At 62.9% G+C, this 11,875-nt stretch carries 13 protein-coding genes; 7 read left to right on the plus strand and 6 right to left on the minus strand.

The window, feature by feature from the left end; translation table 11 throughout:
• Window positions 1–290: 290 nt before the first annotated feature.
• From rpsM to ACXYL9_RS06010, 7 genes are all read left to right on the plus strand, one after another.
• Entirely contained in the window at window positions 291–659 is a 369-nt protein-coding gene (gene rpsM, locus ACXYL9_RS05980; protein WP_459038671.1) for a 30S ribosomal protein S13, read from the plus strand.
• 54 nt (window positions 660–713) lie between these two features.
• Window positions 714–1,103, plus strand: a complete 390-nt coding sequence (gene rpsK, locus ACXYL9_RS05985; RefSeq protein WP_459038672.1) for a 30S ribosomal protein S11 — start codon at window positions 714–716, stop codon at window positions 1,101–1,103.
• Between the two features lie 105 nt (window positions 1,104–1,208).
• On the plus strand, window positions 1,209–2,264 hold the full coding sequence (locus ACXYL9_RS05990) for a DNA-directed RNA polymerase subunit alpha (RefSeq protein WP_459038673.1): 1,056 nt from the start codon (window positions 1,209–1,211) through the stop codon (window positions 2,262–2,264).
• Window positions 2,265–2,345: 81 nt separating this feature from the next.
• Entirely contained in the window at window positions 2,346–2,768 is a 423-nt protein-coding gene (rplQ, locus tag ACXYL9_RS05995) for a 50S ribosomal protein L17 (protein ID WP_459038674.1), read from the plus strand.
• A 141-nt stretch (window positions 2,769–2,909) separates the two neighbouring features.
• Window positions 2,910–4,283 (plus strand): serine hydrolase domain-containing protein, encoded by a 1,374-nt coding sequence (locus ACXYL9_RS06000; protein WP_459038675.1) that lies wholly within the window; start codon window positions 2,910–2,912, stop codon window positions 4,281–4,283.
• A gap of 140 nt (window positions 4,284–4,423) precedes the next feature.
• Window positions 4,424–4,981: a hypothetical protein gene (locus ACXYL9_RS06005; protein ID WP_459038676.1), complete on the plus strand. Its 558-nt coding sequence runs from the start codon at window positions 4,424–4,426 to the stop codon at window positions 4,979–4,981.
• Between the two features lie 159 nt (window positions 4,982–5,140).
• A complete protein-coding gene (locus tag ACXYL9_RS06010; RefSeq protein WP_459038677.1) occupies window positions 5,141–5,902 on the plus strand; it encodes a hypothetical protein in 762 nt (253 codons plus the stop codon).
• Here the strand turns inward: ACXYL9_RS06010 and ACXYL9_RS06015 are convergent.
• The 6 genes from ACXYL9_RS06015 to odhB are packed head-to-tail and all read right to left on the minus strand — an operon-like array spanning window position 5,899 to window position 11,863.
• Complete coding sequence (locus ACXYL9_RS06015; protein ID WP_459038678.1) at window positions 5,899–6,621, minus strand: trimeric intracellular cation channel family protein; 723 nt, start codon at window positions 6,619–6,621, stop codon at window positions 5,899–5,901. The genes ACXYL9_RS06010 and ACXYL9_RS06015 overlap by 4 nt on opposite strands.
• 1 nt (window position 6,622) lies before the next feature.
• Window positions 6,623–7,342, minus strand: coding sequence for a PepSY domain-containing protein (locus ACXYL9_RS06020; RefSeq protein ID WP_459038679.1), 720 nt, complete (start codon window positions 7,340–7,342; stop codon window positions 6,623–6,625).
• 23 nt (window positions 7,343–7,365) lie between these two features.
• Entirely contained in the window at window positions 7,366–8,700 is a 1,335-nt protein-coding gene (locus ACXYL9_RS06025) for an amidase family protein (protein ID WP_459038680.1), read from the minus strand.
• A 53-nt stretch (window positions 8,701–8,753) separates the two neighbouring features.
• Window positions 8,754–9,173 carry a VOC family protein gene (locus tag ACXYL9_RS06030; RefSeq protein WP_459038681.1) on the minus strand — a complete coding sequence of 140 codons (420 nt, stop codon included), beginning with the start codon at window positions 9,171–9,173 and terminating at the stop codon, window positions 8,754–8,756.
• A 13-nt stretch (window positions 9,174–9,186) separates the two neighbouring features.
• A complete protein-coding gene (gene lpdA, locus ACXYL9_RS06035) occupies window positions 9,187–10,605 on the minus strand; it encodes a dihydrolipoyl dehydrogenase (RefSeq protein WP_459038682.1) in 1,419 nt (472 codons plus the stop codon).
• A gap of 10 nt (window positions 10,606–10,615) precedes the next feature.
• Window positions 10,616–11,863 (minus strand): 2-oxoglutarate dehydrogenase complex dihydrolipoyllysine-residue succinyltransferase, encoded by a 1,248-nt coding sequence (gene odhB / locus ACXYL9_RS06040; protein ID WP_459038683.1) that lies wholly within the window; start codon window positions 11,861–11,863, stop codon window positions 10,616–10,618.
• Between the last annotated feature and the right edge of the window lie 12 nt (window positions 11,864–11,875).

Below are 11,875 nucleotides of genomic sequence, written 5' to 3' on the forward strand. Positions count from 1 at the left end.
CCCGTTTTGACAGTCCATCGGGGCCGGGCTAGACCCTGACTACACGATGCGCGGTGCCGGTGAAGGCATTCGCGGCCTTTTGTGCGGCTTGCAGTTGACGCAGCGCCCGAATCGCCGTAAGCGCGCCTTCATTCGACAGTCTCGAACGAGTCCGGCAGGTGGCAGCCTTTCTTGCACGCCGACCGGGCTTTTTGCCGTCAAGCACGGCGTCCGGGACTATCGAGGTTTTTGAGCGATGAGATAGGGACCGGCACCGACAAGGTGCACCCCTGTGGAGCATGGAGAAGTAAGTGGCTCGTATTGCCGGGGTAAATATCCCCACCAACAAGCGCGTAATTATCGCGCTCACCTACATTCACGGAATCGGTCGCACGACCGCCGTGAATATCGCCGACAAGCTTGGCATCGATCATTCCCGCCGTGTGCAGGATCTTTCCGACGAGGAAGTCCTGCGTCTGCGTGAAACGATCGACGAGGATATCATGGTTGAGGGTGACCTTCGCCGTGAGACCGCCATGAACATCAAACGCCTGATGGACCTCAAGTCCTATCGCGGTCTGCGCCATCGTAATGGCCTGCCCGTTCGCGGTCAGCGCACGCACACCAATGCGCGCACCCGCAAGGGCAAGGCGAAGCCGATCGCCGGCAAGAAGAAGTAAGCAGCGGTTTTCCGCAAGCGCTTCCCGCAAGAGACGAATTAGGGGAATATCACCATGGCACGCGAACCAAGCCGCGTTCGGCGCCGCGAGCGCAAGAACATCACCAGCGGTGTTGCACATGTCAACGCCAGCTTCAACAACACCATGATCACCATCACCGACGCACAAGGCAATGCTATCAGCTGGTCTTCGGCCGGCATGATGGGCTTCAAGGGGAGCCGCAAGTCGACTCCCTATGCCGCCCAGGTTGCTGCTGACGACGCTGGCCGCAAGGCTGCCGAACACGGCGTGCGCACTCTCGAAGTCGAAGTGAAGGGTCCGGGCTCGGGCCGCGAAAGCGCGCTGCGTGCACTGCAGGCAGTCGGTTTCACGATCACTTCAATCCGCGACGTCACACCGATCCCGCACAACGGCGTCCGGCCGTCCAAGCGTCGTCGCGTCTGATCCGTACCTGCCCGGCGGCCATCCGGTCGCCGACACACTCTTACGGACCGGACGCATCGCTTCGATGCTCCGGTCCCGCCCGTATCTGAACCCCAGGGGAAATCCATGTCCGTGAACACCAAGAACTGGCAGGAACTCAAGAAACCCAATCAGCTCGAACTGAAGGAAAGCAGCGACAAGAAGCGCAAGGCGACGTTCGTTGCCGAGCCGCTCGAGCGTGGCTTTGGCCTGACGCTGGGCAATGCTCTTCGCCGCGTGCTGCTGAGCTCGCTCCAGGGCGCTGCGATCACCTCGATCAAGATCGAGAACGTGCTGCACGAATTTAGCTCGCTTGCCGGGGTGCGTGAAGACGTCACCGACATCGTCCTGAACGTCAAGCAGATCGCGCTCAAGATGGAAGGCGAAGGTCCCAAGCGGCTGCAGCTTTCTGCCACCGGCCCGGCCGAAGTGAAGGCTGGCGACATCGCCGTTTCGGGCGACATCGAGATCATGAACAAGGATCTGGTGATCTGCCATCTCGACGATGGTGCGACGCTGAACATGGAACTGACCGCCGATGTCGGCAAGGGCTACGTCCCGGCCGTCCAGAACCGCCCGGCCGACGCGCCGATCGGCCTGATCCCGGTCGACAGCCTGTATTCGCCGATCCGCCAGGTCAGCTACAAGGTCGAGAATGCGCGCGTGGGCCAGGAACTGGACTACGACAAGCTCTCGCTCAACATCGAGACCGACGGCACCGTCACTCCCGAGGACGCAGTGGCCTACGCCGCTCGTATCCTGCAGGACCAGCTGACGCTGTTCGTCCACTTCGAAGACGGCATCCCGCAGCCGCAGAGCGCCATGATCGGCGTCGCTGCCGAGCCGCAGGAATCGGACGCCAACCAGCTCAACCGCTACCTTCTCAAGAAAGTCGACGAGCTGGAACTGTCGGTCCGTTCGGCCAACTGCCTTAAGAACGACAACATCATCTATATCGGCGACCTGGTCCAGAAGACCGAAGCCGAGATGCTGCGGACGCCGAACTTCGGCCGCAAGTCCTTGAACGAAATCAAGGAAGTGCTGTCGAGCATGGGCCTGCGCCTGGGCATGGACATTCCTGGCTGGCCGCCGGAAAACATCGAAGAAATGGCCAAGAAGCTCGAACAAGAGCTGCTGGGCTGAACCGGGTTACGGCGGTGCACCCCAAGCACCGCCAGCTACGGGCTACCTGATACGGGCCCATAACGAACGAAGGAATGCATTATGCGTCACGGAATTTCGCAGCGTAAGCTGAGCCGCAAGTCGGGCCACCGCAAGGCCCTGTTCCGCAACATGTCGGCCGCGCTGATCAAGCACGAGCAGATCGTCACCACGCTGCCCAAAGCCAAGGAATTGCGCCCCTATATCGAGAAGCTGATCACGCTGGCAAAGCGTGGCGGCCTGTCGAACCGGCGCCTGGCCATGGGACGCCTGCTGGACGAAACGCAGCTCAAGAAGCTGTTCGACGTTCTGGCCGAGCGCTATTCCGACCGTGAAGGCGGTTACACCCGCATCATCAAGGCCGGCTATCGCGCCAGCGACAGCGCCCAGATGGCCGTGATCGAACTGGTCGACCGCGACGAAGACGCGCGTGGCCAGGACAGTGGCCCGGTGATGTCGGACGAATATGAAGATGAGGACGCGTGATCGAGTAGGGTCGCATCACGTCGAGAGAGGGCCGCTCGGAGCAATCCGGCGGCCCTTTTCGTTTGTGCGCCGTATTCTTGCCCGGCTTTGACGGTTGGAGAAGGTCTGGCGTTTTGCGATGCGCGGCCTAGGGTGCGCCGCATGATCCGCAACATCGTCTCGGCAGCTGCAGCGCTGCTTCTCGCCGCCCCGACTCTCGCTCAAACCCAACAGGACGAACTCGACGCCCGCTATGACCGCGCGCTAGCAGCCGGATACAAGGCGCTCTTCCTGTGCAGTGCCATCGCTAATGCCGAGCGCGCCGGGACAACCCGCAGTCTTGAGAGTGTGGTGGAGTGGGAACTGGCGGGTATCCAGTCCCCGCTCGATACGATCATCACGGATTTGCCCGCCCAGCTAGTGCGTGATGACGAGGGGCTGGTCGATGGAGTGCTGGTGGAGTGGGCCGAAGACAGCCCGCCGCGCATAGCCATACACCACGTTGGACACGGCTGCCGCGCGGCTCCGATCGGAGCGTCGTCTGAATCCATGCGCAACGCCATGTCCGATCCCATCAGCCAGGGCCGCGGCATCAGTGCTGGTTCGCGAAGGGTGTCGGCGCAGACCGATCCCGGGCTGGCTCAGACTGCATTCTCGACCAATTACGGGGGAGGCGCGCGCACGACCGCGATCATCGTCCAGCAGGGCGGCCAGATCGTCAGCGAGTCCTTCGCCCCGGGCTTTTCCGCCGAAATGCCGCAACGTACCTGGTCCGTTGCCAAGAGCATTGCCGCAACCCTCATTGGAGCGGCCGTGCAGCGTGGGGAGGCCGATGTTGCTGCTTCGGCCGGGCTTGGAACCGCGGCAGGCGATCCGCGCCGCGCAATCACCATCGATCACCTGCTCCGGATGGCTTCAGGGCGCTATTCTGACACGCCCGGCAATCGGACCGATCCGCTGTATTTCGGTGGCGCGTCGGTCGAGGAGACTGCGACGGCGTGGCCCCTCATTCACGCGCCCGGTTCAGTCTTTCGCTATGCCAACAATGATACGCTGATGGCGATCAAGGCAATCGAGGACACACTCGGCACGTATCCCCCCGCAGATTTCTTCGCCAAAATAGGAATGCCACACACGGTTGCCGAAACCGATTGGCGTGGCGATTACATTCTCTCCAGCCAGGTGTGGTCGACCCCGCGCGATCTGGCCCAACTGGGCCAGCTTTATCTCGATGACGGAGTGCTGAGCGATGGTACCCGCATTCTGCCCGAAGGCTGGGCGAACTATGTCTCCGCCCCTTCCGGCCCACAGCCGGAGGAGCGCGGCATCGGCTATGGCGCGGGTTTCTGGCTGTTCAACCAGAACGAGGGCATTCCCACCGATACCTTCGCAGCAATGGGCAACCGCGGGCAATATGTGGTGGTCGTACCCAGTCGCAATGTCGTGATTGTCAGACGCGGAGAGGACCCTGCGGGCGCGAGGTTCGACATCGTTGCATTCACCAGAGATGTGCTCGCGGCGCTTGGCAAGAGATAGCACTTTGAAGCGGTGTTCATAAAAGTATATCTCTTTGTGAACAAAACCTGTCATCACAATTCAGTCTGACCTAACCGTGGCCTTGCTAGTCCAACACTCGACAGGAGCAATTCTGCTTCGAACAAGTGAGGACCAAAGACATGAAGACCGTTTCCAAAGCCCTGATCGGAACCGTCGCCGCAGGTGCGATGGCGGCTTCCGCGGCAAGCCCTGCGTTTGCCGACGACTATCGTGACCGCGACCGCGGCATCGATGCCGGTGACGTCATCGCCGGTGCCGTGATCCTGGGCGGCATTGCCGCCGTTGCCGGAGCCTTCGGCAAGGACCGCGATTACTACAATGACCGCAATTACCGTGATCGTCGCTATCAGCGCGGCAATGGCCGCAACGCGGTCGAACGCTGCGTCCGGGCGGCCGAACGCCAGGCGCGTCGCTATGGCTATCGCCATGCCAATGTGACCCAGATCCGCGACGTTGACGACACCCGCTATGGCTGGCGTGTGAAGGGCCGTATCGAGGTCCAGGGCCAGCAGGGTTATCGCGGCTATCGCGGCGACCGTTATGGTGACCGTCGCGGCTATCGCGGCCGCGATTACAACCGTGGCTATGGTGGACACGATAGCGGCAAGTTCACCTGCTTCGTTGGCCCGCGTCAGCGTGCCCAGGTCGACTTCAGCGGTATTCGCGGCCTGCGCTAAGCAGCCCGAACAGCTTCTCCCGGCGCCCCCGATCCTGTTGGTTCGGGGGCGTTCGTGTGTGTGAAGCAGACCGGCTCGACGCCGGGTTCAGCCATGGGCAATGTGGTCCGGTTCATGTAGTTTACGTTCTTGATGAATTTTTCGGTGAGAGGGCGACCCATGAGTAAGTTATCCCGGACCGCTACCGGTCTCGCGCTGGTTACCAGCCTTTCGATGGCCGCCACGCCTGCCGCCGCCGCCGACCTCCCACAGGCCGGCCAGGGTGGTGTGAGCAATTATGCCGAGACCGGCTACGCCAGCGAGGCTGATGAATACGACCGTCATCGCCGTTATCGCTACCGCCGCCACCGTGTCGATGCGGGCGACGTGATCGCCGGCGTGGTAATTCTGGGCGGCATTGCTGCTATCGCAAGCGCTGCCAGGAATTCCGAGCGCCGTGATCGTTACGACGATCGCCGCTATGACAACCGACGGTATGATGACCGCCGGTATCGTACCGACTATCGGCAGACGAGCCAGTCGGTAGCGATCGACCGCGCGGTTGATACATGTACCCGTGCAGTCGCCCGCGACATGCGGGTCGACAGCGTCGATGCCGTCAACCGCACCGGCAATGGCTGGTCGGTGCGCGGACGATTGTTCGACGGCAATGGCTTCACCTGCAATGTAGGCAGCGATGGCCGCGTGCGCGGTGTCGATTATTCGCGCGGCTACTCCGGTTCCGACCAGAGCTCGTATTCCGGGGCAGGCGAGGATGATGACCGGCAGTGGTCGGACGATGCCTATTCCCAGGCGCGGCAGGATCAGCGCGGAAGCTATACGCCTCCGACCGAGCGCTCCGCACCGGGGCAGAGTGGCCAGCCTTCCTATCCCGGTGGCCCGATGCCCGGTGACGACCTGGATGACGATTTCGGCGGCTAGTCGTGTCGCTGCGATTCCGCGTCGGTTGCAGCCCTTCGTTCGTGGTAGGGCGGCAGCGACAGATTGTAGTGAATTGCCGCGCCGCGCAGGGCTAGTCCGGCCAGTGCCGCACCCGTCCAGACCAGAAGTCGGGGACCTTCGAGTATGCTTCCGATGACGCACAGGCTGGCGGATAGCGCTGCTGCGGTTACGTAAAGTTCGGGCCGCATCAGGATCGACGGTCGGCCGGCAATGACGTCGCGGATGATCCCCCCGACCGTGCCCGTTACCACGCCCATCACCATCGCCGGAATCGGCGGGATACCGTAACTTAGCGCCTTGGCGCTGCCGAGCACGGCATAGGCTGTCAGTCCGACCCCATCGGCATAGTCGAGCAGTTTGCCGTCCCACCAGCGCGTGGGGGTGAACCACACCGCCAGGGCCACAAGCAGGCAGGCGGCGGCCACCCATGGGTCGGTCATCCAGAATACCGGCGCCCCGATTAGCAGGTCACGGACCGAGCCGCCGCCGACGCCGGTCAGCAAAGCGAAAAAGGCGAGTGTGACAAATGTCTGGCGCTCCTTCGCCGCGATAAGCGCGCCGGACAGGGCAAAGACGGCGACCCCGGCAATATCCAGCGCGTCGAGCAACGGGGTCAGGATGACCTGCGCATCGACGATATCGGGCGCAACGTCCTGCGCGACCTCCTTGATGGTCTTGGCTGGTGCCGGGGTGGCCATGTCAGGCGGTGACTCCGGCCTTCGGCACCTTCACCCGCGCCTTGCGACGACGGAACATCAGGATGCACCCCAGCACCGCGCCGATGATCGCCAAGGTAGAGAATACCAGGATCCACGGATTGGGGCCGGGCTCGCGCGCGTCGAGATCCATCACGTGGAGCCCGAACAATATGTCGAAGAACCGCCACCACGGCGTGCGCACGGCCTCAATCGCACCGGTATCGCGGTTGACGTAGACGTAGGTATCGTCCTCCAGCACTACTCGCCAGACATCGATCGGGCGACGGAAGTCGAATGGCACATCCTCGGCATCATATCCGGTAGCGTCGCTCACCGCGTCGCCGCCAACGATGCCCTGCGCCACGATCAGGCGCGCCTCGACTTCGGACACAGGCGCGAGCGGCGCACCAGCGGCGTCATACCGCTCCATCGTGCCGTCGGCATAGGCGAGAGTGGTCACAGGCTGACCACGCATCATCGCCGTTGTCACGCTCTGGACAGGCCGGGAGTTATCCTGCGGCAGCGCAACCTCGATCTGCGTGTCAGCAGGCAGCGCGGTCTGTTCGATGTCCTTGCGCAGATGCGCTCCGCGCACTTCGTCGATCGGCTTGATCACCATCAGGAGGCCGGTGACGGTCCACAGCACCATCGGCACGCCAACCAGCCAGCCAAGCCAGATGTGCCACTTGGCAAAGCGTTGCATCCAAAGTTTCCTGGCCATGCGTCCCTCGTCCAGCCCTTGCGTCAATCGTGAAGCTGCGCCCCTATGGCCTTGGCCGCGGCGATGCAATCGAAGTCGGACCAGCGTGGCCCGATAACCTGCACGCCGCAGGGCAGGGCACCGGTTGCACCTACCGGCAGGACCGTGGCGGGCAGGTTGGGGAAGGTGGCGATACCGGCCCAGGCCAGCCCGTCGGCGGCCGGCACCTGCTTGCCGTTGATGGTGGTGTTGCCCTGGAAATACTGGCCTTCGACATGCTCCATCGCCAGGATCGGGGCAGGCGGGGCGAGGATGAAGTCATAGCTTTCGAACAGTCGCGCCCACGCCAGTTCGCTGCGTGCCTGCATGTCGAGCAGGTCAAACCAGTCGGTGGCCGTGGCGCGGGTGCCATCTTCTGCCGGAGCGCCGCGTGCCATCGCGACATTGAGCATCTTCATATATCCCGCGTGGTCGGCTTCGAGATCGGGCAGGTCGTTGGCTTGGCTGTCGATCTTGATGCCCTGCTTGCGCAGCACCTCGACCGCCGCCTCGATCGGTCCGCGCACGCTGGCGTCGACTTCGCTGGACGGATGATCGAGCAGCAACAAAAAGCGGCACTTGTCGATCGACTTGCCGCGCCTGCGCAAGGGCAGGGTCGCGGTGAGTTCGAGCATCAACGCCAGATCGTCGGCATTGCGGGTCAGCGGGCCGGCGATGCTGAGCGCGCCATCATGCGCATCGGTCCCCTTGAAGGCCGGATGGTCGTGGCCCTGCTTGGAGACCAGTCCCCAGCTTGTCTTGTGGCCCCACACACCACAGAAATGTGCCGGAACGCGGACCGAGCCGCCGATATCGGTGCCATATTCCAGCGGCACCATTCCACTCGCGACGGCCGCCGCGGAGCCACCTGAAGAACCGCCCGGGCTGCGGGTGGTATCGTGTGGATTGCCAGTGCGGCCATAGACCGGGTTCGCGCTCTGCCAGTCGGCCAAGGAGGGCGGGATATTGGTCTTGCCGAGCAGGATCGCCCCGGCGGCCTTCAATTGCCTTACGACAGTCGCATCCTCGTCCTGCAGCTGGCCTTCGTATTCCTTGAACCCCCAGCATGAGGGCAGGCCGGCAATGGCGAAGCTTTCCTTGATCGTCATCGGCACGCCGAACAGCGGCTGGTGCGGCAGGATGTCCTTGCCGTCGAGCGCCTTGGCAGTGTCCCGCGCACGGTCAAAATCGCGCACAACCACTGCATTGATTGCAGGGTCGAGCTTTTCGATCCGCGCAATCGCCTCGTCGACAGCCTCCAATGGTGAGAGCTGTCCGTCCCGGATATGTTCGGCGACAGCGATCCCGCCCGGTTCGGAGGTCAGTGACGGATAGGTCATGCGTTTTCCCCTTCAGCCGGTGTGTGCCACGACGAGGGGAAAGCGCAAAGCCGCTATTTCGCGAACAGATTGGCCGGATTGGCCATCGCCTTGATCTCGATCGCGTTGCCGCTGGGATCGCGGAAGAACATCGTCGCTTGCTCGCCCGGCTCGCCTTCAAACCGGATGGTCGGCGCAATCTCGAATTCGATCCCCTTGCGTGTCAGCCTCTCGGCCAGCGCCTTCCAGTCGGACATTGGCAGGACCACGCCGAAGTGCGGCACAGGGACATTGTGCCCGTCGACATGATTGCTGCCCTGTGCACCCTTTGCCACGACCGAGGGCGCCTGGTGGGCAACGATCTGGTGGCCATAGAAATCGAAGTCGATCCAGTCGTCGCTGCTGCGCCCTTCCGTACAGCCCATCACATCGCCCCAGAACGCACGGGCTGCGATCAGGTCATGCACCGGGAAAGCAAGGTGGAAGGGGGGCACTGCAGGATCGCCGTCAGATATGGATCGGTTTGCCGGTCACGGCCATGGCCGCTTCCTTGGTCGCTTCGGCATGGGTCGGGTGGGCATGACAGGTATAGGCGATGTCTTCGCTCGACGCGCCGAACTCCATGGCGATGGCCGCTTCCGCAATCATCGTGCCGGCGACGCTGGCGATGCACCATACGCCCAGCACGCGGTCGGTTTCCGCATCGGCGATGACTTTGACGAAACCGTCGGGCTCGTGATTGGTCTTGGCCCGGCTGTTGGCCATCATCGGGAACTTGCCCACGTTGACGGCCTTCTTGTCGCCGCCAGCCTTCTCGATCGCTTCTTCGGTGGTCAGGCCGACCCCCGCGATCTCCGGCATGGTGTAGACCACGCTGGGGATGACATCGTGGTTCACGATGCCGGTCTGCCCGGCGATATTCTCGGCCACGGCGATGCCTTCGTCCTCGGCCTTGTGCGCGAGCATCGGGCCTGGGATCACGTCGCCGATGGCCCAGACGCCGTCGACCTTGGTACGGAAGTCGTGATCGGTTTCGATCTGGCCGCGCTTGTTCACTTCCAGCCCGATGGCATCGAGGCCGAGCCCATCGGTGTTGGGCTTGCGCCCGATGGAAACGAGCACGCAGTCCGCCTCCATCGTTTCCGCATCGCCGCCAGCTGCGGGTTCGAGGGTGAGGGTGGCCTTCTTTCCCTTGATGGTGACACCGGTGACCTTGGTCGAGAGCTTGAACTCGATACCCTGCTTCTTGAAGATCTTGCGCGCTTCCTTGCGCACGTCGCCGTCCATGCCGGGGAGGATCTCGTCGAGAAACTCGACGCAGATCACCTCGGCACCCAGACGCCGCCAGACCGAGCCAAGCTCGAGCCCGATCACGCCGCCACCAATGACGACCATTTTCTTGGGCACTTTGGCCAGCTCAAGTGCGCCGGTGGAATCGACCACCACGCCCTTGGCATTGTCGACCTCGACCCCAGGCAGCGGGGTGACGCTGGAGCCCGTGGCGATGACGATATCCTTCGCTGTGACCGTCTCACCGCCAGCCTTGACCGTGTGCGCGTCCTGGAAGGTGGCGTAACCCTTTTTCCAGTCGACCTTGTTCTTCTTGAACAGGAATTCGATGCCCTTGGTCAGGCCGTCGACCGCGTCCTTGCGATGGCCCTGCATGGCTCCGAGATTGAGCTTGGGGCTGACTTCGATCCCCATATGCGCGAATTTTTCGCCCGCCGCGGCTTCGAAATGCTCGCTGGCGTGAAGCAATGCCTTGGACGGAATACAGCCGACGTTGAGGCAGGTCCCGCCCAGCGTTTCGCGTCCTTCGACGCAAGCGGTTTTCAGCCCCAACTGTGCTGCGCGGATGGCGGCAACATAGCCGCCGGGTCCGGCGCCGATGACAAGGCAATCGTAATCGTATTCGTGGTCAGCCATTGGTATTTCCTCAGAGATCGATCAGCATCCGCGTGGGATCTTCGATCGCTTCCTTGATGATCTTGAGCGCGGTCACGGCCTCGCGGCCGTCGATCAGGCGGTGGTCGTAGGACAGCGCGATATACATCATCGGTCGGATGACGACTTCGCCGTTGATCGCGACCGGACGGTCCTCGATCCGGTGTAGGCCCAGCACCGCGCTTTGCGGCGGGTTGATGATCGGGGTCGACATCAGCGACCCGAACACACCGCCATTGGAGATGGTGAAGGTACCGCCCTTCATGTCATCCATCGTCAGCGTGCCTTCCTTGGCCCGCTTGCCGAAGTCGGCGATATCCTTCTCGATCCGCGCGAAGCCCTTGGCCTGCGCATCGCGGATCACGGGGACGACGAGCCCGTTGGGCGCGCTGACGGCAACCGAGATATCGACATAGTCGTGATAGACGATCTCATCGCCCTCGATATAGGCGTTGACCGAGGGCACGTCCTTGAGCGCAAGGCAGGCCGCCTTGGCGAAGAAGCCCATGAAGCCGAGCCGGATGTCGTGCTTCTTGGCGAACATGTCCTTGTAACGGGTACGGGCTTCGATCACCGCGGTCATGTCGACATCGTTGAAGGTAGTCAGCAGCGCGGCGTTGTCCTGCGCGCCCTTCAGTCGCTTGGCGATGGTCTGGCGCATCCGCGTCATCTTGACCCGTTCCTCGCGCCGTTCGCCGGTTGCTGGCGGAGCGGGGGAGGAGGGGGCCGGGGCCGGGGCGGACTGGCTGGCGCCGCCGCCGTCGCGCTTTGCCTTGGCCGCGCCGATCACGTCTTCCTTGGTCAGGCGACCGTCCTTGCCGCTGCCCTTGATGGTTGTCGGATCAACACCGTGTTCGAGCACTGCGCGGCGGACCGCGGGCGACATGGTCAGCGTGCCATCGTCTGCCACCGGCGCCTCGTCGGCGCTTTCACGCTTTTCCTGGCCCTCTTCGCGTTGCTCGGCTGCGCGTCCGGCTTCTTCGCCCTTGGCGGCGGGCGCGGCGCCTTCCTCGACCGTGGCGAGGACCGCGCCGACCTCGACCGTGTCGCCGACTTCGGCCCTAAGTTCTTGAATCACGCCGGCAACAGGCGAAGGAACCTCGACCGCGACCTTGTCGGTTTCGAGACTGACGATCGGTTCGTCGACGGCGACCGCGTCACCGGGCTTCTTGAGCCATTCGCCGATTGTCCCCTCGGTGACCGATTCACCCAATTGCGGAACTTGAATTTCAGTAGCCATGATGCGTGCTTT

The sequence above is a fragment of the Qipengyuania sp. CAU 1752 genome, assembly GCF_054482615.1.